This is a genomic window from Plantactinospora solaniradicis, assembly GCF_042658085.1.
Taxonomy (GTDB): Bacteria; Actinomycetota; Actinomycetes; order Mycobacteriales; family Micromonosporaceae; genus Plantactinospora; species Plantactinospora solaniradicis.
The window spans coordinates 1-22440 of sequence record NZ_JBHSPR010000010.1; the positions used below are offsets into that span (position 1 = coordinate 1).

At 71.8% G+C, this 22440-nt stretch carries 18 protein-coding genes; 12 read left to right on the plus strand and 6 right to left on the minus strand.

What is annotated here, in order from left to right; translation table 11 throughout:
• From ACFP2T_RS12410 to ACFP2T_RS12420, 3 genes are all read left to right on the plus strand, one after another.
• Window positions 1–335: hypothetical protein (locus tag ACFP2T_RS12410; RefSeq protein WP_377420949.1), on the plus strand; the 335-nt coding region annotated here is incomplete at its 5' end.
• 463 nt (window positions 336–798) lie between these two features.
• Window positions 799–2730, plus strand: a complete 1932-nt coding sequence (locus ACFP2T_RS12415) for a polysaccharide lyase family protein (RefSeq protein ID WP_377420951.1) — start codon at window positions 799–801, stop codon at window positions 2728–2730.
• Between the two features lie 2 nt (window positions 2731–2732).
• Entirely contained in the window at window positions 2733–4100 is a 1368-nt protein-coding gene (locus ACFP2T_RS12420) for an alpha-L-fucosidase (protein WP_377420953.1), read from the plus strand.
• Between the two features lie 103 nt (window positions 4101–4203).
• Here the strand turns inward: ACFP2T_RS12420 and ACFP2T_RS12425 are convergent, their stop codons facing one another.
• Window positions 4204–5502: an ABC transporter substrate-binding protein gene (locus ACFP2T_RS12425; RefSeq protein ID WP_377420955.1), complete on the minus strand. Its 1299-nt coding sequence runs from the start codon at window positions 5500–5502 to the stop codon at window positions 4204–4206.
• Window positions 5503–5973: 471 nt separating this feature from the next.
• On the opposite strand from ACFP2T_RS12425, the gene ACFP2T_RS12430 reads away from it, so the two are divergent.
• Window positions 5974–8934 (plus strand): M36 family metallopeptidase, encoded by a 2961-nt coding sequence (locus tag ACFP2T_RS12430; RefSeq protein ID WP_377420956.1) that lies wholly within the window; start codon window positions 5974–5976, stop codon window positions 8932–8934.
• 86 nt (window positions 8935–9020) lie between these two features.
• Here ACFP2T_RS12430 and ACFP2T_RS12435 read toward each other — a convergent pair whose 3' ends face one another.
• Window positions 9021–9974 (minus strand): hypothetical protein, encoded by a 954-nt coding sequence (locus ACFP2T_RS12435; RefSeq protein WP_377420958.1) that lies wholly within the window; start codon window positions 9972–9974, stop codon window positions 9021–9023.
• A gap of 249 nt (window positions 9975–10223) precedes the next feature.
• Between ACFP2T_RS12435 and ACFP2T_RS12440 the strand changes: the two genes are divergently transcribed.
• From ACFP2T_RS12440 to ACFP2T_RS12460, 5 genes are read left to right on the plus strand one after another with little or no spacing between them, the layout of a single operon-like run.
• On the plus strand, window positions 10224–11021 hold the full coding sequence (locus ACFP2T_RS12440) for an SAM-dependent methyltransferase (protein WP_377420960.1): 798 nt from the start codon (window positions 10224–10226) through the stop codon (window positions 11019–11021).
• Window positions 11022–11073: 52 nt separating this feature from the next.
• Window positions 11074–11766 (plus strand): class I SAM-dependent methyltransferase, encoded by a 693-nt coding sequence (locus tag ACFP2T_RS12445; protein ID WP_377420962.1) that lies wholly within the window; start codon window positions 11074–11076, stop codon window positions 11764–11766.
• Between the two features lie 9 nt (window positions 11767–11775).
• Window positions 11776–12987, plus strand: coding sequence for a cytochrome P450 (locus ACFP2T_RS12450; RefSeq protein ID WP_377420964.1), 1212 nt, complete (start codon window positions 11776–11778; stop codon window positions 12985–12987).
• A 16-nt stretch (window positions 12988–13003) separates the two neighbouring features.
• Window positions 13004–13765 carry a DeoR/GlpR family DNA-binding transcription regulator gene (locus ACFP2T_RS12455; protein ID WP_377420966.1) on the plus strand — a complete coding sequence of 254 codons (762 nt, stop codon included), beginning with the start codon at window positions 13004–13006 and terminating at the stop codon, window positions 13763–13765.
• On the plus strand, window positions 13762–14973 hold the full coding sequence (locus ACFP2T_RS12460; protein WP_377420968.1) for an MFS transporter: 1212 nt from the start codon (window positions 13762–13764) through the stop codon (window positions 14971–14973). Before ACFP2T_RS12455 ends, ACFP2T_RS12460 begins: the two co-directional genes overlap by 4 nt.
• Here the strand turns inward: ACFP2T_RS12460 and ACFP2T_RS12465 are convergent.
• Complete coding sequence (locus tag ACFP2T_RS12465) at window positions 14926–15465, minus strand: signal peptidase II (RefSeq protein ID WP_377420970.1); 540 nt, start codon at window positions 15463–15465, stop codon at window positions 14926–14928. The two genes, ACFP2T_RS12460 and ACFP2T_RS12465, sit on opposite strands and share 48 nt — an antisense overlap.
• 325 nt (window positions 15466–15790) lie before the next feature.
• Between ACFP2T_RS12465 and ACFP2T_RS12470 the strand changes: the two genes are divergently transcribed.
• Window positions 15791–16744, plus strand: a complete 954-nt coding sequence (locus ACFP2T_RS12470) for an ABC transporter ATP-binding protein (RefSeq protein WP_377420972.1) — start codon at window positions 15791–15793, stop codon at window positions 16742–16744.
• The gene (locus tag ACFP2T_RS12475) at window positions 16741–17565 is read left to right on the plus strand and encodes an ABC transporter permease (protein ID WP_377420974.1); all 825 of its coding nucleotides are present in this window, start codon (window positions 16741–16743) and stop codon (window positions 17563–17565) included. The genes ACFP2T_RS12470 and ACFP2T_RS12475 overlap by 4 nt, the downstream gene beginning before the upstream one ends.
• 66 nt (window positions 17566–17631) lie before the next feature.
• Here the strand turns inward: ACFP2T_RS12475 and ACFP2T_RS12480 are convergent, their stop codons facing one another.
• Both ACFP2T_RS12480 and ACFP2T_RS12485 read right to left on the minus strand, forming a co-directional pair.
• Entirely contained in the window at window positions 17632–18279 is a 648-nt protein-coding gene (locus tag ACFP2T_RS12480; protein ID WP_377420976.1) for a response regulator, read from the minus strand.
• Window positions 18280–18377: 98 nt separating this feature from the next.
• Window positions 18378–20138 (minus strand): sensor histidine kinase, encoded by a 1761-nt coding sequence (locus tag ACFP2T_RS12485; RefSeq protein WP_377422747.1) that lies wholly within the window; start codon window positions 20136–20138, stop codon window positions 18378–18380.
• Window positions 20139–20600: 462 nt separating this feature from the next.
• On the opposite strand from ACFP2T_RS12485, the gene ACFP2T_RS12490 reads away from it, so the two are divergent.
• On the plus strand, window positions 20601–21590 hold the full coding sequence (locus ACFP2T_RS12490) for an ABC transporter substrate-binding protein (RefSeq protein ID WP_377420978.1): 990 nt from the start codon (window positions 20601–20603) through the stop codon (window positions 21588–21590).
• 124 nt (window positions 21591–21714) lie between these two features.
• Here the strand turns inward: ACFP2T_RS12490 and bioD are convergent, their stop codons facing one another.
• Window positions 21715–22419, minus strand: a complete 705-nt coding sequence (gene bioD / locus ACFP2T_RS12495; RefSeq protein ID WP_377422750.1) for a dethiobiotin synthase — start codon at window positions 22417–22419, stop codon at window positions 21715–21717.
• Between the last annotated feature and the right edge of the window lie 21 nt (window positions 22420–22440).

Here is a 22440-nt window from a genome sequence, read left to right on the forward strand (position 1 = left end):
CCGACCTCGACGGCACGGTCGGCGGCGTCACCGGCACCGTCACCGACCTGGGCAGCGTCGCGGACCTCGGCTCCGTCACCGACCTCGACGGCACGCTGGGCGGCGTCACCGGCACCGTCGACGGCACGCTGGGTGGCGTTGGCCTGGACGGCGTCACCGGCGACCTGGGCGGCACCCTCGGCGGCGTGACCGATCTGGCCGACACCAGCGACCTGAGCGGCACCGTGGGTGGCGTGACCGGCACCGTCGACGGCACGCTGGGCAGCGTCACCGGCCTGGTCGGCGGCGTCAGCGACCTGGGCGGGACCAACCTGCTCGCCGACGGCGTGCTCTGAGCCGCAACACCCCAGTACGACGGCGAGGGCCGGACCAGAAAGCGGCTGGTCCGGCCCTCGCCGTTCGCCAGGTTAGCCGTTCGCCGCACACTGGCAGCACACCGTCCCGACACTTTCCATCCAGCCCCGGCAGGACCGGCAACACATCGGTCCTGCCGGGGCTGCCGCGACCGCCGGCGTTCAGCAGCAGAACGCTGGCAGCCGTGGCCGGATCCGGCCGACCGGAGGCAGGATCGCCAGACATCGGATGTCTGAGCCGCCGATCCCTTGACAGGCGTCGGCGTGCCGCCATAGCGTCGAGGAACCGATTGATTCGTTTCAAGCCCTGCGGTGACGTTCTCGGCCACCCGGCGGTCCGGTTGGCCTCCGCCCACCAGAAGCCGGCGGTGCCGCCCGCCAGGTGCTCCGCGTGCCCGGGCCGACCATTGGCCAGCCACCCCGACGCAGCTCACCAGGAGGATTCGTGATCGCGCGCAGAGACTTCCACCGGCTCGGTGCGGCATCCGCCGTCGGCGCCCTCAGCGGCGGGATCGGCGGCGCCGCCTCGGCCGCCGGTGCCGTTCCGCCCCGGTCCGGAGCGGATCCCGGTCCGGGCGCGACCACCTGCGAGGTCGTCGAGACGGAGACCGAGATCGTGGTCGACAACGGCCCGGTGCGGATCACCGTCAGCAAGACCAGCGCAAGCCGGCTCACCTCGCTCAGGCTGCACGGTCAGGAACTGCTCGGCGTCGGCGGGCGCGGCAACTACGACATGAACAATGCCCAGGAGGGCGACCCACTGCCCCTCCCACCGACCGCCAACACGTACGAGATCCTGCGCGGCGCGGACTTCGTCGACATCGCCTTCCGGTACAGCCCCACCAACGGTGGACCGTTCTGGCTGGAGCGTCACCACGTCATCCGGGCCGGTGAGCCCGGCATCCATCTGGCCACCGTCTTCCGGCATCCGCCCGAGCTGCACGGTTTCCGTTCCGACCAGCACCGCTACGTCTTCTACCTGGATCCCGAGCTGTTCACCGAGGTCAGTGTCGAGGACGACCCGATCGGCGATGCCTGGCGGGCCGGAGCGGCCCGGATGCCCACCCCGGCGGAGCTGACCGCCGCTCCGATGATCATGGACGCCACGCACGACCTGGCCGGCCTCGACTCGGCGTACCCCCGGCGCTACTACACCAAGTACGACTGGGCCACCTACGTCAAGGACCACGTGGTGCACGGCCTCTACGGCAACGGGTACGGCATCTGGGCCGTACAGCCCAACCGGGAGGCGTTCAACGGCGGTCCGGTCCGACAGGACCTGACGCTGCACCAGACGACCAGCCGGCCGGTGCTGCTGGTCGAGCCGCAGGCGACGCACTACGGCTCGCCACCGGTACGGGTCGGCGCCGGGCAGTCCTGGGAGAAGACGTACGGGCCGTACTTCGTCTACCTCAGCCAGGGCGACGACCCGGCACGGATGCGGGCGGAGGCGCTGCGGTACGCGCGGTTCGACGCCCACCGGGAGTTCTACGACCGGCTGGGCCTGCCGGGCTGGACGCCGAGCGCGCGCCGGTCCACGGTGACCGGCCGGGTCCGGGTGCCGGGCCAGCCGCACTGCGGCGGCGCGGTCGCGGTGCTGTCGGACAACCGGCTGGACTTCCAGCGCACCGCGCTCGGCTACGCCTACTGGGCCGACGTCAACCCCGGCGGCGGCTTCCGGCTCGGTGACGTCCGTCCGGGCACCTACCGGCTCACCGTCTACCGCCCCGGCAGCTGGGACGAGTTCGTCCGCGACGACGTCGTGGTGCCCGAGGGCGGCCGCGTCGACCTCGGGCAGCTGCACTGGCGGCCCGTCCAGAACGGCCGGACCGTGTTCCAGCTCGGCACGCCCGACCGCACCTCGGCCGAGTTCCGGCGGGGCACGGAGTTCCGCCAGTGGGGCACCTCCCGCTTCTTCGCGGCGGACTTCCCGGACGGAGTGGTCTACACGGTCGGCCGCAGCGGTGACGACGACTGGAACTACCTCCAGTTCCAGCGGATCGACGGGGAACCGGTGGCGCCCTGGCGGATCCGTTTCGACCTCGACCGGCCGGTCCGGCCCGGGGCGACCGCGACGCTGACCATCGCGCTCGCCGCCTGGGCGATGGACACCGCCCGGGACGTCCCGCCGCTGCCGAGCAACCTGACCATTCACGTCAACGACACCCGGCTGGTCTGGACCTTCGAACCCGACGACGCCCGGGGAGCCACCTACCGCAGCGCCTGCGCGGGGCGGCACTACCGACGGGCGTTCCGGTTCGACGCGGGGGTGCTCCGGCGGACCGGCAACGAGATCGTCCTGGCGATCAACGAGGACACCCCACCGGAGCTGGGCAACGAGGCGGCGTACGACGCGATCCGGCTGGAGATCGACTGACCATGCGGCCGGCATCCGAGACACCGGCGTGGTATCGGGACGCCAAGTTCGGCATCATGATCCATTGGGGCCTCTACTCGGTCCCCGGCTGGGCGCCGCTCGACGACGAGGTCGTGCGGCTGCTCGGCGCCGGACTCGCGGAACCGGTCGAGCCGTCCACGGTGGATCCGCTGGCCCGGCACTCGTACGCCGAGTGGTACCAGAACAGCTACCTGCTGGACGGCCCGACCCGGGCGTACCACCGCCGGACCTACGGCGATCGGCCGTACGCCGACTTCCGGTCCGAGTTCACCGCGGCGGTACGGCGGTGGGACCCGGAGCCGTGGGCCGAGTTGTGCGCGGACGCCGGGGCCCGGTACGTCGTACCGACCACCAAGCACCACGACGGCTACCTGCTGTGGCCGTCCACCCGGCCGAACCCGTACCTGCCGCACTGGCAGACCCGGCGGGACGTGATCGGTGAACTCGGTGCCGCGGTGCGCGGGCGCGGGCTGCGGTACGGGCTCTACTACTCCGGCGGGCTGGACTGGACCTTCGGCAAGCTGCCGATCCGGCGCATGGTCGACGTGCCGGCGAGCATCCCGGACTCGGTCGAGTACGCCCGGTACGCCGACGCGCACTGGCACGAGTTGATCGACCGGTACCGGCCGAGCGTGCTCTGGAACGACATCGGGTACCCGCCGGCCGGCGAGCCGCACCGGCTGATCGCCGCCTACCGCGTGGCGGTGCCGGACGGTGTGGTCAACGACCGGTTCCAGGTCGACGAGTGTGACGTGCACACCCCGGAGTACGCCCGCCGGGCCGGTATCGACCCGGAGAGTTGGGAGACGGTCCGGGCGCTCGGGCTGTCGTTCGGCTGGAATCGGCAGGAAACATCGGATCACCTGCTCACCGCCACCGACGTGGTCCGGCTGCTCGCCGACGTGGTGAGCAAGAACGGCAACCTGCTGCTCGGAGTCACGCCGGACGACCAGGGGACCGTTCCCGGGGCGCAACGGGCCGTGCTCGGCGAGGTCGGCCGGTGGCTGGCCGGGCACGGCGAGGCGATCTACGGCACCCGGCCCTGGCACACGGCGGAGGCGGTCACCACCGCCGGGGTACCGGTCCGGTTCACCCGCCGGGACGACCTCCTCTACGGCATCGTGCTCGGCGATCCCGGTCCGGAGCTGTGCGTTCCCGGGCTGGTCCTCGAATCCGACGCCCAGGTCCGCCTGGTCGGCCCGGCCGCCGGGACCGTGCTGCCGGTTCGCGCGGGGCCGGACGGTGCGGTGCTCGCGGTCGGCCACCTACCGCCGGCTCCGGCGCACGTCTTCGCGGTCCGGCCCGCGCCGACGGGTCTGCGCCGAGGAGCCGCCCCCGGCACGTCATGACGCGGCGTGCCCCGTCCGAGTCGGACGGGGCACGCCGTGCGGTTCGCCGGTGGCAGAGATCGACCGCGCCGAGGAGCGGTGGTCGACTACGCCGGGGACGGACTCAGCCGAGCTGGCTCTTCGCCTCGGTGATCACGCGCTTGGCGCCCTCGGCCACCGGGATCCGCTTGAAGATGACCTCGTCGTAGATCCGCTGGAACTCGGCCTTCACCGCACCACCGCCCTTGGGCTGCGGCGGGGGCGTCGGCAGCAGCTTGTCCACTACCGAGCTCTCGAACTCGTAGACCTTCTTGTCGTTCTCGGCCAGGCTCGGCGCGATCGAGTCCCGGACCTTGGCGTTCGCCGGCATGCCCCGGGACACCGCCAGCACCTTGCCGGCCTCGACGTCGTTGATCAGGAAGTTGACCAGCGTCGCCGCCTCCTTCGGGTGCTCGCTGCGCTGCGCCACGCTGTAGGCCATGGACATCGCGGCGATCATCCCGCGCTTGGGGGTGTCGCTCGGCATCGGCGCGATCGCCAGCGGCGCACCGTAGGCACTGACCATGCCGGTGAAGCCGGAGTCGTAGTTGACCTCGGCGGTGACGCCCTTCTTGATCAGCGACGAGTTCGTGATCGAGCCGTCGAGCTGGGTGGTCAGCGCCGGCGGTGCCAGCGCGCCGGTCTCGCGCATCTGGCCGGTCATCGTCCAGAACTCGGTCAGCTCCGCCTCGGTGAAGCCGAGCTTGCCGTCGTCGGTGTAGATCGCCTTGTCCCGCTGGCGCAGCCAGATGTCGAACCAGTCGATGGCGAAGCCGAAGTCGCCGAAGCCGGCCACCTTGCCGCCGCTGGCCTGGCTCAGCTTCTGCCCGGCGGCGGCCATGTCCTGCCAGGTCCACTCCGGCGTCGGCGCGGCCACGCCGGCCTTCTGCCAGAGTGCCGGGTCGTAGACGACCCCCTGGGTGTTCTGGGCGATCGGGATCGCGTACGTCGCGTCACCGACCTTGCCGGCCGGTACCAGCGTCTGGGTGAGGTCGGCGACCGAGAGGGTGCCGTCCTCGACGTACTCGGTGAGGTCGCGCAGCGCGTTGCGGTCGGCGTACTCCCGCAGGTAGGCGCGGTCCATCTGCACGACGTCCGGTGCGTCTCCACCGGCGATCTGGGTGGAGAGCTTCTGGAAGTACGCGTCGAAGGCGCCGAACGAGGTGTTCACCTTGATGTTCGGGTACTTCTTCTCGAACAGGTCGATGGCCTGCTCGGTCACCTTGGCCCGGTCCTCGTTTCCCCACCAGGTGAAGTCGAGGGTGACCGGGCCGTCCGAGGCTTCGTCGTCACCGCCACAGGCGGCCAACGGCAGGACAAGCAGCGCTGCCGCGGCGAGGGTGGCGAACCTCGCCGTTCGGCGTAGGCGCCGGGTGTACACCATGGACGTTCTCCCTTTCCGATGGCGCCTGGCGTCCAATTGGCGCTGGAGTCCGTAGGAAACCGCTTGCCTGAGCGGGCGTGAGACGCCCATGGCGGCGGGGCGAGGTTCCTACTCGACGTGGACCAGGTCGCGGGGGCGGTAATGGCAGTTGGTGATGGTGCGGGGAACAGAACTGAAACGATCCAACAGAACCGGACGCTAGGTGTGACGCGGGCCGCTTGTCAAGAGACCGGCCGGCATCGAGAACCACCCGGACCTGCCACAACGCTCCCGAGCACGGCGGAGGAGAGCGAACCGTTATACGAACGGAACCTGCCCGGCCCTCTGTACCCGACGAATCCTTGCCTTCGGTACCCGCCGCTGATATTCACGTATCTACACGCGCTCATGATCCAACTTTGCGCCCGAGCCGGGTCGACCGGACCGGTCGGCCTCGTCGTGCAGTCCCGTACCTCGACCAAGGAGGACCCCTTGCCACAACCCGGATGGAGACCCACGATCCGGAACCGACGGCGTGGCGTACCCGCGCTGATGGCGGCCGTGGTGGCCGCCGCCCTGCTGCCCGGCGCCACCACCGCCAGCGCGGCACCCGCCGACACGTCCGGCGGCCAGGTCCAGCCGGGTGAGCACCCGGAGTCGTTCGGGGGCAGCCACGCCCCCCGGGACCTGGACAACCGGGACGGCGCCGCCGCACCGAACGCCCGGCAGCGCAGCCTGGCGGTCCAGGTCGACGGTGCGGTCCGCTGGAACGCCCTGGGCACCCCGCACGCCCTCACGGCCACGGACGGCCCGCTCGCCAGCGGCCTTTCCGCCGACCCGGAGACGGCGGCCCGGCAGTACCTGCTCCGCAACTCCGAACTCTTCGGGCTCGACGAGGCGGCCGTCGCCGGCCTGGAACGGCTGCTGGTCAAGCCGATCGGTTCCGGCGCCGTGGTGACCCTGCGGCAGCGCTTCGGTGACCTGCCCGCCGGCTACGACGGCCTGGTCAGCATCGCGGTCTCCAAGGGAAATGTGGTCAACGTCAGCTCCTCGCTCTCCCGCAACACCGGCACACCACAGCCGGCCGCCATCTCCGCCGACCAGGCGTACGCGGTCGCGCTGGCCGATGCCGGCCTGACCGCCGACAAGGTGGCCAGCCGGGACATCCGGCAGGTCGCGGTGCCCGTCCCCGACGCCGCTCCCCGGGCCGCCTGGGAGGTCACCCTGATCTCCAGCGACACCGACCACCCGACCGCGTTCACCACGTTCGTGGACGGGATCCGCAGCGAGGTGCTGGTCCGCGAGGACTTGGTCGACTTCGACTCGGACAACCCGAACTGGGCCGTCTTCCCGGCCACCCCGCCCAGCTCGACCAGGCCCGGCCGGGACGCCCGGGTGATCTGGTGCCTGACCTGGGAGCGCGGCTGCGAGCGTACGGTCCGCGACCCGAACAGCGGCCAGGCCTGGGACGTCGACCTCGACACCGGGGAGCCGACCTACACCTCCCGGGGCAACGCGGCGAACACCGTCGTCTCCTGGGGCGGGGGCACTCCCGCCGTACCGATGACCGAGAGCCCGACCCGGGACTACGTCTACCCGTTCACCGACCCGTGGCGGACCTCGAAGTGCGACCCGGCGGTCTTCGCCGGCGAGACCGACAACGACGCCGACGCGGCGATCGCCAACCTGTTCGCCATGCACAACCGGATGCACGACTGGGCCTACCGGCTGGGCTTCGACGAGGCGGCCTGGAACCTCCAGGCGGTCAACCTCACCCCCGACGGCCTCGGCGGCGACGCCGAGCAGGGCCGGGCCCAGCAGGGTGCGCTGAGCGGCAACCGGAACAACGCCAACCAGAGCACCCCGCGTGACGGCCTTCCGCCGAGCACCAACATGTACCTGTGGCAGCCCGCCGCCGGTGGCCCGTACCCGCCCTGCGTGGACGGTGACTACGACATGACGGTGATCGGGCACGAGTACATGCACGCCGTCACCAACCGCATGATCGGCGGTCCGAACAGCGGCATCACCGGGCACCAGGGCGGTGCGATGGGCGAGTCCTGGGGCGACCTGATGGGGGCGGAGTACCTCTTCCAGCACAACCTGCGGAACCCGGGCAAGACGCCGTTCATCACCGGCGCGTACGTCACCGGCAACACCGAGAGCGGAATCCGGAACTACGATCTCAGCCGCAGCCCGCTGAACTACTCCGACATCGGCTACAACGTCGCCGGACCGGCGGTGCACGCCGACGGCGAGATCTGGGGCGCGACCAACTTCCGGGTACGCTCCGCCCTGGTCAAGCGGTACGGCCAGGGCACGCCGTCCCGGCAGCTCGACTGCGCGAACGGCAAGGTCGCGGTCGAGAAGTGCCCCGGCAACCGGCGCTGGTCACAGCTCGTCTTCGACTCGTACCTGCTCCAGGCCGCCAGCTCGGTCAGCATGATCGACATGCGGGACAACATGCTCGCCGCCGACCAGCTCCGGTTCGACGGGGCCAACCAGGACATCATCTGGAACGCCTTCGCCACCTCCGGCCTGGGCCGGGACGCCGTCACCAACGGCGCCGCGGACACCGACCCGACCCCGAGCTTCGCGTCGCCGCACGCCCGCAACGTCACCGTGACGCTCCGGGCCGACGGCGAGAGCCGGGACGCGCCGATCCGGCTCTACCTCGGCGAGTACGAGGCCCGGGCCGTACCGGTCGCGGACACCGACCCGGCCACCCCGCTGCCGGACACCTTCGAGGTGGTACCGAACACGAAGTTCTCGTTCGTGGCCGTCGCACCCGGGTTCGGGCACACCCGGTTCAGCAAGGAGTTCAGGTCCGGCTGGGGCCGGAGCGGCGACCGGCCACAGACGCTGGAGTTGGAACTGGACCGCAACCTCGCCTCGTCCGCCTCGGGCGCGGCGGTCTCCGGGGACGGCGTCAACACCGAGCAGGTCGTCGACGACACCGAGGCGACCAACTGGGCGTCCCTGGACGGGGTGGCCGGCAAGCAGGTCACCGTCGACCTCGCCGGGGACCGGCCGCAGACCGTACGGCGGGTGAACGTCAGCGCGATGCTGCGACCGACGATCACCACGGATCCGGACCCGGGCAGCCAGAACTCGCTGTCCGCGCTGCGGTCGTTCGCCGTACTGGCGTGTGACGCGACGAGGGTCGACTGCACGGTGGACGCGAACTACCGGCGGGTCTACACCAGCCGGTCGGACGCGTTCCCGGGCGGGGCGTACCGGGCGTACTCCCGGGACATCAACCTCCGGTCGTTCGACATCCCGAAGACGGTCGCCACGCACCTGCGGCTCCAGGTGCTGGACAGCCAGTGCACCGGCGGCCCGCACTACGCCGGTGAGCAGGACAACGACCCGGCGACGACCACCGACTGCACCACCGCCAGCCCGGCCCGAACCCAGGTCCGGATCGCGGAGTTCCAGGCGTTCGGCAGGTAGACGGCCGGACCGGCAGGTAGGACCACCGCCGTCCGACCCGGGATCATCTCCGGGCCGGGCGGCGGTGCCTCGTGTATCTCCCGCCGTCACCAGTCCGACGAACCACGGGCGTCCCGCACCCGGCGGTGCCCCGCCGTGGCCGGCGTCTGGTAGCTGGCCGGGTAGCGGGGTCGACCGCGCCGGTACGCAGCGACGGGTGCGGACGCCGTCTCCGCCGTCGACCGGTCCCGGCTGCGGAGCCGGAGCAGCAGGCCGACACCGAGGAAGAGCAGCACCCCGCCGCCGACGAACCCGACCTGGGTCAGCCCGATGCCGCTCCCGTTGGCGGCACTGGACCGCTCGGCATCCGAGTCGGCGCCGCCGCCCTCGCCGTACCCGTCGTCGCCCGACCCCTCCGCCAGGACCGGCGACTCGTCGTCCGCCGCCTCGGTCTCCACGGTCTCGGTCGGCGTCGCCTCGGTCGGGCTCGGCCGGGTCGGCTTCGGAGTGGGCGTACGCCGCCGGTTCTGTGCCGACCCGGTCACGTCCCGGGTGGCGCTGCCCCGGTCGAGCAGCCGCCCTCCGGCGTCGAACGCCTCGACGGCGAGGGTGATCCGGCCGTTAGGTGCGGCGTCGTCCACGGCAATCCGGTACTGGGCGGTGACGGTCCGATTCGGGCACAGCGACCCCGGGTCCAGTTGCCGGTCGGTGAGCCGGGCGCCGTTCCCCTCGGCCCGCACCTCGACCGGGAACGATCCGGTCTCGATCCGGTCCACCTCGACCTGGTTCGGCCGTACGCCCTGTAGCCGCAGTACCAGGGACCAACGCACCTTCAGGCAGTCGCCGTCGAGGGTGGTGGAGATCACCGCCCGGACGGTCTCGGCGCCCCGACCGGCGACGAACCGGCCGGGCAGTTCCGTGATCGCGGTGTTGAACCCCGGTGCGGCCCCGGCCGGTACCGCCGGCAGGGCGGCCCAGCCCGTCGCGCACACCAGCACGGTTCCGAGCCGGATCGCGAACCGCACCACCGTCACCACCAGCCTTCCGCCGCGTCTGTCCATGGTCGCGCCCCGAAAATGCGCGCATGGCCGACGCTATGGGCGGCGTCGGCCGAGCGGAAGAGTGGCGTATCAGCACCTTTCTGCAATGAAGAGGGTGCTTTTGACGCGTAGTGGTGAACCGGTTACCCATCACCTCCGACACGCCGGATCGGAACGGCGATCGCCGCCCGGATACCCACCGGCGTCGGCGCCGTCGTGTGCGAGGATTCGGGGCCACAGACCCGTTGGTGTGACAGGAAGACGGCCCTCGTGACAAACGATCCGGTACTGCCCACATTGGACACGACGGTGCCGCACTCGGCGCGGTTGTGGAACTACTGGCTCGGCGGCAAGGACAACTTCGCTCCGGACCGGGCGGCCGGCGACGAGATCGCCAGGCGGCTGCCGTCGATCATCGACCTGGCGGTCGCGGACCGGGCCTTCCTGGGACGGATGGTCCGGCACCTGGTCGCGGACGAGGGCATCCGGCAGATTCTCGACATCGGCACCGGGCTGCCCACCGCGGACAACACCCACCAGGTCGCCCAGTCGATCGCCCCGGAGTCCCGGATCGTCTACGTCGACAACGACCCACTGGTGCTGGTCCACGCCCGTGCCCTGCTCGCCAGCAGCGCCGAGGGCGCCACCAACTACGTCCAGGCCGATCTGAACGATCCCGAGACGATCCTGCGCGAGGCGCGGCGCACCCTGGACTTCGACCAACCCGTCGCGATCACCCTGCTCGGCATCATGCACTTCATCCTCGACGACGAACGGGCCCGGGAGGTCGTCCGGGAACTCGTCGACGCGGTGCCGTCGGGCAGCTACCTCGCCATCGCGCACGGCTGCCACGACATCAACCGGGCCGAGGCGGACAACATCGTCTCCTTCTGGAACGAGCACGGCACACCGAAGATCGTTTACCGCAGCTCGGCCGAGATCGCCCGCTTCTTCGACGGGCTGGACCTGCTGTCGCCCGGCGTCGTTCCCTGTTCCCGCTGGCGGCCCGGACCGGACGATCCCGACATCGACGTCAACCAGTACTGCGGGGTGGCCCGCAAGCGGTAGTAACCCGGGGCGCCGGGCGGCACCGCCCGGTGACCGGGCAGAATGCGCGGTTGTGTCCGAGACCCCGGCGGAGTTCGTCCGAACCTACGCCCAGTTGAGCCCGGTCGCCGCCGTACCGGAGATCCGGCTCCACCAGGCGGCCGAGCCGATCGGCCTCTGGGAGTTGACCGAGGGCGAGTTCCGCAGCGAGCAGCCACCGCCGTTCTGGGCCTTCGCCTGGGCCGGCGGGCAGGCGCTGGCCCGGTACGTGCTGGACCATCCGGAGACGGTGGCCGGACGGCGCGTACTCGACCTGGCCTCCGGGTCCGGACTGGTGGCGGTCGCCGCCGCCAGGGCCGGCGCCACCCGGGTCCGGGCGGTCGACACCGACCGGATGGCGGTCGCGGCCGTCGAGGTGAACGCCCGGGCCAACGAGGTGGTCGTCGAGGGCGAGATCGGCGACATTCTCGACGGCGATGCCGGCGACGCGCAGGTCGTGCTGGCCGGGGACGTCTTCTACAGCAAGGCGATGGCCAACCGGGTGCTCCGGTTCCTGATCCGCGCGGCGCGCGGCGGCGCCCGGGTGCTGGTCGGCGACCCGGATCGGGCGTACCTGCCCCGGGACCGGTTCCGACCGCTGGCCGGATACGACATACCGGTGTCGCCGGCGCTGGAGAGCGTCCGGGTGAAGCACAGCCGGGTCTGGGAACTGACCCAGATCACCTCCGGAACGGGCGGTGCCGGTCGCGAGCAACGCGCTGGTTAGCGTGGTCGGGTGCTGTTCCGGAGTTGGCAGGAGTCGGTCGAGCGGTCGTGGCCGGACGTCGTGGTGCTACCCGACCACGTCGGGGTCGACCACCTGGTGGTGACCCGGCATGCCCTGGTCCGCCAGGTGCTCGCCGATCCCGGGACGTTCCGTCCGGACAACGCGCTGGACGCGATGACCCCGATCCCGGTCGCCGCGCTCCGGGTGCTCGCCGGGCACGGTTTCCGGCTGCCCCCCACGCTGGCCAACAACGGCGGGCCCAGTCATCCCGCGATCCGGGGCATCGTCGCCGAGGCCCTGCATCCGCGGCGGGTCGCCGAACAGCGGCCCTGGCTGACCGCCGTCGTGCGGGAGCGGGTCGGCCGGCTCGGCGCCGCGCTCGACGCGGGACAACCCGTCGACCTGTACGCCGACCTCGCGGCCGACCTGCCGCTGCTGGTCCTGGCCCGGCTCGTCGACCTGCCGGAGGCGCCGGCCGAGGTGGTGAAGGAGTTCACCCGGGCCGCCCTGGAGTTGTTCTGGGCCCCGGTCGATCCCGCGCGGCAGCGCGTCCTGGCGGACGTCGTCGGCCGGTTCCACGCCGTACTGCGGGAGTTCGCGGGCACCGGTGCCGGGCTGGTCGGCCGGCTCCGGGCCGCCGGGCATCCGCCGGAGGTCGTGGTGGGAGCACTGTTCTTCCTGCTGGTCGCCGGCCAGGAGACGACGTCACAGTTCCTCACCCTGCTGCTGCACCGGCTGGCCGGAACGCCGGAGGTGCTCGCCGGACTGGGCGCCGGCACCGTCGACGTCGACGACGTGGTGGAGGAGGGCCTGCGCCTGGAGCCGCCGATCGTCACCTGGCGCCGGGTGGCCGCCCGGGACACCGTGCTGGCCGGCACCGCCGTGCCGGAGGGGACCAGCGTCGTACTCTGGCTGGCCCGCGCCGGCCGCGATCCCGAGGTGGTCGCCGAGCCGGAGCTGTTCTCCCCCGGTCAGCGCGGCTCCCGGCGCCATCTCGCGTTCGGGGCCGGCGCGCACCGCTGCGTCGGCGCCCAGCTCTCCCGGATGGAGGCCGCGGTGGTGGTGGCCGAGACCGCCGCGCTGCTCTCCGGCGTCACGGTGCTGCGGGCGCCCTGGTGCCCGGACAACCTCTCGTTCCGGATGCCCGACGCGTTCGTCGTCGCCCGCCGCGCCACGCAGAGGCGAGGCGAACAAAAGATCTTGGCATCCGAACAACTTTAGTGTTTTAATCGCACACATGTCTGTTCAAGAACGGCACCAGGCGATCGTGGAGCTGTTGCTGACCCATGGCCGGGTGACGGTCGCCGAACTGAGCGCCCGGGCCGGCGTATCGGAGATGACCACCCGCCGCGACCTGGAACTGCTCGAACGGGACGGACTGCTCCAACGGGTACACGGCGGCGCGGTGAGCACGGTCTCGGGAAGCTACGAGCCGCCGTTCGCCGTACGCATGCACCAGCGGGCGGACCTCAAGGCCCGGATCGGAGTCGCCGCGGCGGCGCTGGTCGGCGCCAACGAGACGGTGGTGCTCGACGCCGGCACGACCGCGCTGGCCACCGCCCGGGCACTGCGCGGGCGCCGGCAACTGACCGTCTGCGCGCTGAGTGTCCCGGCCACCACGGAACTCGCCGACGAATCCGGGATCCGGCTCATCGCCGCCGGCGGAGACGTACGCCCCGGAGAACAGTGCTTCGTCGGACCACTCGCCGAACGGATCTTCGACGAGCTGCGCTTCGACACCTTCGTGATCTCGGTCGGGGGTGTCGACAGCGGCACCGGGCTCACCGACTTCAACCCCGACGACGTACGCGTCAAACGGGCCGCCATCGCCGCGTCCCGCCGCCGGGTGGTGGTGGCCGACTCGACCAAGCTCGGTCGGGTCACCTTCGCCCGGATCGGGCCGGTGCAGCTCGCCGACGTACTCGTCACCGACGACGGCGCGGACACCGAACTGGTGGCCGCGCTGCGTGACGCCGGTGTCCAGGTCGTGCTCGCGTGACCGTCGGAGTACGACCCGCGCCGCACCGGCTGCGCCCGGTGGCGGTGTTCGGCGCGGTCACCGCGTTCGCGATGATCGGCCTACAGCAGGCGCTGTACGGTCCGGCCATCCCACAGTTGCGGACGGAACACGGGATCACCGCCGCTGGGGCGGCCACCGCACTGAGCGTGCACTTCGCGGGCGCGATCATCGGTGTCCTGGCGATGCCCCTCGCCCGGCGGTTCGGCATGGCCGACGGTCGCTTCATGAGCTGGTCACTCGTCGGGGTCGCGGTGGGTTGCGTGGCCTTTCCGCTCGCCCCGGTCTGGCCACTGGCCCTGGTCGCCGCCTTCGTCGCGGGGGTCGGCTTCGGCGGCATCGACGGCGGCGTCAACCAGGTCTTCACCGAGGTGTACGCGGAGAGCGGCCACGGCATGCTCAATCTGCTGCACGGCTGCTTCGGCGTCGGTGCCGTCGCCGGGCCGATCGCGATCGGACTGCTGCCCGGGTACGGCTGGTCGTTCGTCGGCTGTGCCCTGCTGGCGGTGCTGGCCGGGCCGGCGCTGCGTACCGCGTCCGGAGCCCGACCCGCACCGGTACCGAACCGCCCGGCCCGGCGGGCCATCGGCCAGCGGCGCTGGCTCGCTCCGCTCGGCGGAGCGGTCTCGCTGGGGTTCCTGCTGTTCTTCATGCTGCATGTCGGACTGGAGACCGGTGCGGCCGGCTGGGAGACCACCCACCTGATCGCGACCGGGCTGTCGGAGTCGACGGCCGCGACCGCCACCTCGGGCTTCTGGTTGGCGTTCACCGCATCGCGCTTCGCGGTCGTGCCGCTCTGCCGCCACTTCTCGGCGCGGACGATCGTGATCGCCTGCACCGGGCTGACCGTGCTCGCCGCAGCCGCCACCCTGCTCGACGGGTTGGCACCGATCGCCTACGCGCTGCTGGGCGTCGCGGTCGGCCCGCTCTTCCCCACCGGGTTGGCCTGGCTCGCCCAGCACCGCCCCGCGCTGACCCCGACCGTCGTCGCCCTGTCGATGGTCGGCGGTATCGCGCTGCCGCCGGCCATCGGACTGGCCGTCGGCGTGTTCGGGCCGGCCGCGATCGGCTGGGCGATGATCACCCTTGCCGTCGCCGGGCTCGGCACCGTGATCGGGCTGGCCCGGGTACGCCGGACCGGGCTACCCGTCGCCGCGCCGGCCGTCGAGGCCGACACCGCGCAGGTATAGCCAGACGATCAACCCGCCGCCGACGACAAGGCTGATGTCGGCGACGTTGCCGACGAAGAAGCCGGCGTAGTCGATGAAGTCGACGACGTGGCCCCGGGCGAATCCGGGCTCCCGGAACAGCCGGTCGAGCAGGTGGGTCGTGGCGCCGCCCAGAACCAGGCCGAGGGCGAGCGCCCAGGCGCCGGTCCGCACCTTCCAGGCCGCCCGGGTGATCGCGGCGACGGCGACGGCGGCGATGATCGTGAAGATCCAGGTGACTCCGGTGCCGATCGAGAACGCCGCGCCCGGGTTGTAGAGCAACCGCAGGCTGAGCAGGTCACCGAGCACCGGGACGGACCGGCCGTCGGAGAGCGTGGAGGTGGCCCAGAGCTTGGTGAGCTGGTCCACCACGAGGATCACCAGGGCCAGGGCGATGACCCGGGGATACCACCGGGTCCGCCCGGTCACCGCTTCCGCCTCCGGCACCGGAGAACCCGCCTCGACCTGCTGCATGACAGACGACCTCCAGCACCCACCGCTCCCCGGACGGACCCTAGCCTACGACCCCGCCGGGACGGTGGCCCGAAACCGGACACGCCGGGCGAGCGGATCCGGCGGACCCCGGGGCGCCAGGAACGCCGTCGCCCATCCGGGCGGACCGACCGGGCCCGCGCCGGGTCAGGTGGAGTCGCCGGGCCCCAGGCTCGGCTGGAGTTGACGAAAGTCAGGGTTCCGCGCCCCCGTTCGTCCGCTGCGTCGCCCCACCTGGATTCCTACTGTCGGTGCACGAGTCGGCCCGTGTCCCGGATCGGCGAGTCGCGAAACACCGGAAGGATCCATGATCACGCTAACCGAACTGACCAAGCGCTTCGGCGCCACGACGGCGGTCGACAACCTGTCCCTGAACATCGCCGCCGGTCGGGTCACCGGCTTCCTCGGCCCGAACGGCGCCGGCAAGTCCACCACGATGCGGATGATTCTCGGCCTGGACCAGCCGGACGCCGGAACCGCACTCGTCGACGGACGGCCCTACGCGACGCTCCGGCATCCGCTCCGGGCCGTCGGCGCGCTGCTCGACGCCCGAGCCGTACATCCGGGCCGGACGCCCCGGGCACACCTGCTGGCGATGGCCCGCAGCAACGGCATTCCGGCCCGCCGGGTGGACGAGGTACTCGCCACGGTGGGACTGACCGAGGTGGCCGGCAAGCGGGCCGGCGCCTTCTCGCTCGGAATGGGGCAGCGGCTGGGCATCGCCGGGGCACTGCTCGGCGATCCGGGAGTGCTGATGTTCGACGAGCCGGTGAACGGGCTCGACCCGGACGGGGTGCGCTGGATCCGCGAACTGATGCGGTCACTGGCCGCCGAGGGACGTACGGTCTTCGTCTCCAGCCACCTGATGAGCGAGGTGCAGCTCACCGCCGACCAACTCGTGGTGATCGGCCGGGGCCGGCTCATCGCCGACGCGCCGATCGGCGAGGTGATCGCGGGCAGTTCGCTGACGGCGGTACGGGTCCGCAGCCCCGAGCCGGGCGCACTGGTCCGGCTGCGGGACCGACTGGCTGCCCGGCACCTCGCGATCGAGCCGGTCGGCGACGACGAACTGGTGATCACCGGTACGACGGTGGCCGAGGTCGGCGACCTGGCCCACGAACTCGGCGTACGACTGCACGAACTGAGCGCCCGGGAGGCGTCCCTGGAGCAGGCGTACCTCGAACTCACCGGCGGCAGCCTGGAGTTCGTCGGTACGACCGCCGCCCACCCCACCGACCACGCCCGGATCGAGGCCCGATGAGCAGCATCGTCTCCCCCACCCCGGCCCGTACGACCGCACGCCCGCACTCCGGCGGCGGACTGCCCGGAGCCATCGCCAGCGAGTGGACCAAACTGTGGTCGGTGCGCTCGGTCTGGTGGAGCCTCCTCGCCAGCGTGCTGCTGATGGCCGCCACCGCCGGGCAACTCGCCATCTACGTCCAGAACGGCAACACCAACACCGAACCCGCCGACGACAGGGGCGTGGTGGCCGTCGGCCGGATCGCGATCGACGCCGTCGAACTGACCCAGTTCGCCGTGCTCGCGCTCGCCCTGCTCGTCATCACCGCCGAGTACAGCACCGGAACGATCCGGCCGAGCCTGCAGTGGACCCCGTCACGTTGGCGTCTGCTGCTGGCCAAGACCACCGTGGTCGCCGGGGTCACCTTCGGCGTCGGCGTCCTGCTCGGCGGGCTCGGCGCCGCCGTCGCGGCACCCGTACTCGGGACGTGGGGGCGGTTCGACGCCGCCGAGACGCTGGGCGACGTGCTCGGACTCGGCGCGTACCTGGCGTTGGTCAGCGTCTTCACCCTCGGCCTCGGCGCGGCGCTGCGCGGGGCGGTCGGCACCCTGGTCACGGTCTTCCTGACCCTGGTAATCGTCCCGACCACCCTCCGCCTGCCCGACCTGGCGGCCCTCAACACCATCGCCGACACCTTCCCGGGCAGCGCCGGCATGCACTTCCTCCGCGCCGACACCGACGCCGCCCCGTACCCACCAACCGTGGGCCTCCTCCTACTCCTCGGCTGGGCGCTCACGGCGCTGCTCGCCGGACACACGGCACTCCGCCGCCGCGACGCCTGACAAACGCAAGGAAGGGCCCCTTCTTATCGCTTTTTGTAGAGGAAGGGGCCCTTCTTAACACCTGTGTCAGGCCGTCAGGCCGGCTTCGTACGCGATGATCGCCGCCTGCACCCGGTTGCGGACGCCGAGCCGGGTGAAGATGCTGCTCAGGTAGCTCTTCACGGTGCCCTCCACCAGGAACAGGCGCCGACCGATCTCGGCGTTGGAGAGCCCCGCACCGACCAGGGCCAGTACCTCCCGCTCCCGCTCGGTGAGCGCCTCGATCCGGTCCCGGGCGGCCGGGCCCCGGGCCAGCAGCCCACCGCCGAGTTCGATCACCCGCCGGGCGACCTCCGGCGACAGGTACGCCGCGCCGTCGGCCACCGCCCGCACTCCGGCGATCAACTCCCGTGGGTCGCCGGACTTGAGCAGGAAGCCGCTCATTCCCTCGCCGAGCGCCCGAGCGATGTAGTCATCCTCGCCGAAGGTGGTCAGCATGATCACCGCTGTCTCCGGAACCAGCTGGCGAATCTGCGCCCCGGCGGCGAGCCCGTCGAGCCGGGGCATCCGGATGTCCAGCAGGGCCACCCGGGGCCGATGGGCCCGGACCAGTTCCACCGCGCTGCGCCCGTCGGCGGCCTCGGCCACCACCTCGATCTCGGGGTCGGTGGCCAGGATGGCCCGAACCCCGGCCCGGATCATCGCCTCGTCGTCGGCCAGCAGGACGGGTATCACTCTGAGCTCCTTGTCGTCACGGATAGATCGTCTGTCGCGGGCGGGTACCGGGAGGCTACGGTCAGCGCCGTGCGACGGTGCCGGTGCGGGCCGGCGACTCAGCCCGCGAGGCGGTACTTGACCACGAGTTGCCCGTCCAGGAAGCAGAGCTGGTAGACGGTCTGCCCGAGCGGAAAACCGCCGTCGGAGTAGAACTCGCACGCGGCCCCGCTCGGCACCGGGCGACCGGCCGCGTCCTCCGGTTCGGCGACCTGCCGCTGCGGCAGCAGGCCACGCAGTTCGGCGCGGTCCTGCCCCACCCGAATCTGGTCGTACCGCTCGGAGTCGAGCACCGCCCCGAAGGACGCGATCGGGTAGTACGCGAGCACCAGCAGCACCCCGATCGCGGCCGGTACGGTCACCGCCGCCACCAGGCTGCGCCGGACCCGCCGCCGGGCGTGACGCAGCCGGTGAGCGGTACCGAGGGCTCCCGGTTCCGGGGTTGCCAGCCCGTCCACGTCCGATGGTCCGAACGGCGGGGCCCCCAACTCGGCGTACCCGGCTCCGCCCTGCCCGGCCGGATACGCCGACTCGGCCCCGTACGCCGGTTCGGTGGCGTGTGGCAGCTCGGCAAGCACCTCGAAACCACGTCCCTGGGGGCCAGCCCGCAGGCTGCCACCGGCCAGCCGCACCCGCTCGCGCAGCCCGACCAGGCCGGACCCGGCCGTCCGTGGCCCGGGAAGTGGCCCGGCCGGTGGCGGGTCGTTCACCACCCGTACCGAGGTCCGGTCCGGGGAATGGGTCAGCGAGACCGTCACCGCGGCACCCGGGGCGTGCCGGGTCGCGTTGGTCAACGCTTCCTGCACCACCCGGCAGATTGCCCGCCCGACCATCGGCGGCACCGCACCATCCGCCCCCTCCGGCACCGAGGCCGGATCCTGCCCGACCGGTGCCGGTGCCGGTGCCGGTGCCGGTGCCGGTGCCGGTGCCGGTGCCGGTGCCGGTGCCGGTGCCGGGTTCTGGTCGGTGAGCAGGCGTACCGACATTCCGGCGGCTCGGGCGCGCTCGACCAGGTCGCCGACGCTCTCCCCCGCCGGCCGGATCGGCGCCGGCTCGGCGTCGTCCCGGAGCACCCCGATGACCTGCCGCAGCCGGTCGGTCGCCAGGGCGACACTGACCCGCAGCTCCCCGGCCGCCAGCCGGTGCCGCTCGTCAAGTTCGGGCGCCACCTCCAGGGCGCCCGCCCGCAGCGCGATCAGGCTCAGGTCGTGTCCCAGCGAGTCGTGCATGTCCTGGGCGATCCGGGCCCGCTCCCGCATCCGGATGCGCTCGGCGGCGCCCTGCTGCTCGCGTTCCAACAGCCCGGCCTGCTCCCAGCCGGCCAGCACCAGCGCCCGGTGCTGCCGGTGGTACCGGCCGACGAGCCAGGGGAACACACCGCCGCCCAGCAGCGTGCTGGCAAGGAGGAACCAGACCTCGGCGGCGGTGCCGAGCAGGCCGAGGTTCAGCACGGTACCGCCGAGCGCGATCACGGCAAAGGTGGACCCCACCGGCCCGGCCCGGCGTTCGCGCAGCCCCACCAGATAGCTGAAGACCGGAATGGCGAACATGAAGTTGCCGTCGAAGGCGGTCGGAAGCACGACCAGCACGAGTGAGAACAGCGGCGCCCGCCGGCTCGCCAGCACCGCGACCGCGAGCAGGAGCACCGAACCGGCCAGCCGGACCACGTACCACGGCGAGTGCGGCGGGGTTGCCAGCGCCAGGACGATCGGCGCGGAGAGCACGGCCCACAGCATCGCGTCGAGGATCCGGTCCCGACGGCCGAGCGCCGCGTCGACAAGCCCGCCTCGCCGCCGCAACATCCCGAGCGCCCAGGCCATCACCCGGCCCAGGCTACAAGCCTCGCGACCTGCGCGTTACTGCCGAAAGTCAGGGACTCCGGGAGGGGATTCCGGAGATCGGCGCGACGACGGCGCGGCCGGCGGGGCCCGGGGCGACGAAAGTTCCGGTACGACGGAGTGTCCCCGGTACGACGGAGAGTCCCGGTACGACGGAGAGTCCCCCTGCCGAAGAGGCGAAGAGAGGCGATGAGAGGTATTGAGCTTGCCGCTCTGCTGTTAAGATTCAGAAACGCCGATAGATATTCCGGACGTTCTGCTCCGTACCGGCGAGGGGCCACCGTTCCCGCTGGCACCCCGCAGCCCCGCCACTCGATGACCGCCAAGCAGGTGACCGCGCCGACGGCCTGCCCTGCGCCGCACGATCGACTTCTCCGGTGCCGCGTCCCGGCGCAGCGGAACGCCCGCCGGGTTCCTGACCTCCAAGCCCGAGCGGAGGCTCCGATGCACAGCACCATCAGCAGAATCGTCCGGAACGGCGCCGTCCTCGTCCTGGCCGTGTCGTTGGCCGGCTGCGGCGATTCGGGGCCGTCCACCCCGGCTTCCGCCGACGGACCGAGCCGGGAGAAGCCGGTCAGCATCAAGGTCGGCGACATCGAAGGGGCACCCGCGTCGTTCCTGGCGTTCGGGATCCAGAAGGGCTTCTTCGCCGAGCGTGGCCTCAACGTCGAACTCGTCCGGCAACAGGGCGGTGCCGCGATCGTCCCCGGACTCGTCTCCGGTGATCTGGCGATCGGCGGATCGAACGCGGTATCCATGCTGCTGGCGCGCAGCCGAGGCGTACCCGTGCAGATCATCGCCCCGGGTACCTCGGTCGGCGCCGATCCCGCGAAGGACTTCTCGGCGGTCATCGTCGCCGAGAACTCGCCGATCAGGTCCATCGCCGACCTGGCGGGTCGGACGGTGGCGGTCAACACGCTCACCAACGTCAGCGAGATCGTGCTGAAGGCGTCCCTGGAGGAGGCGGGCGCGGACCCGAAGTCGCTCAAGTTCCTGGAACTGGGCTTTCCGGAGATGCTGCCGGCGATCACCCAGCATCGGGTGGACGCCGCCCTGGTGATCGAGCCCTTCGCCACCATCGCGGCCAGCCAGGCCACCCGGGTGGTGTTCCGCCCCTACGTCGAGGCGAAGCCCAACCTCGCCGTCGGTACCTACTCGGCGTCCGAGAGTTACATCAAGGCCAATCCGGGAATCGTGCGGGCGTTCCAGGAGGCTGCCGCCCGGACCGCCGCGCACATCACCGCCAACCCGGAGGAGTATCGGACCGCGTTGCCCGCCGTCGCGAACGTCCGGGCGGACCTCGCCCCGAAGGTGAACATCCCGGTCTGGGGCACCCGGGTCGACGTCGAGTCCCTGGAGTTCTTCGCCGACCGGATGCTGCGGTACGGCCTGGTCGAGACGAAACCCGACGTCTCGGCGGCGACCCACCTGTAGCCGCGCCAGGCGCACCGCCGGAAACTCGGCCGCCAGGAACGACAGACACGCCGGCCGGAACTCAGCCGACAGGAACGACAGACACGCCGCCGGGAGCACAGCCGACAGATGCGCCGCCCGGGACTCAGCTGACCTCTTCGGCCCAGGTCCGCCAGTCGTCCAGGACGCCGTACAGGGCCGGGGTGAGCCAGCCCGGCGCGGAGCGGCGGAACACGCCCGGTTCCATCGTCCCGGCGCCGTCCGGCAGCGCGCCGACCATGTTCGGAACCAGTTCGGTGAGATTGGCCCAGTGCACCAGCTCGGGTTCGGCTGGCCAGGCACCGAGGACCACGCCGGCCGGCACCGCCCGCCGGTCCAGCGCCTCCAGGGTGAGTGCGGTGTGGTTGAGCGTGCCCAGTCCGGCCCGGGTGACCACCACGGCCGGCGCACCGATCGACACCGCCAGGTCGGCGAACGTCCACGCCTCGCCGGACGGGCGCAGCCCCATCGGAACCAGCAGTCCGCCGGCACCCTCGATCAACACCAGGTCGTGCTTGTCCGCCTCGGCCCGGATCTCGTCGGCCACCGCGTACAGCTCCAGGGGTTCCGCCTCCGCGACCCGGGCCGCGGCGAGCGGGGCCAGCGGCTCGGGATAGCTGACCAGGGTGCGCGCGGTCATCGGGGCGGCCAGCCGGTTCACGGTGTCGATGTCCGGAACGGCTCCGGTCGCCGTACCGGTCTGGCCGGGTTTGAGCACGGCGACCCGCAGGCCGGCGGCCTGGGCGGCCGCGGTGATCGCGGCGGTGACGATCGTCTTGCCCACGTCGGTGTCGGTTCCGGTGACCAGGATCGGGCCGCGCCACGCCACGCT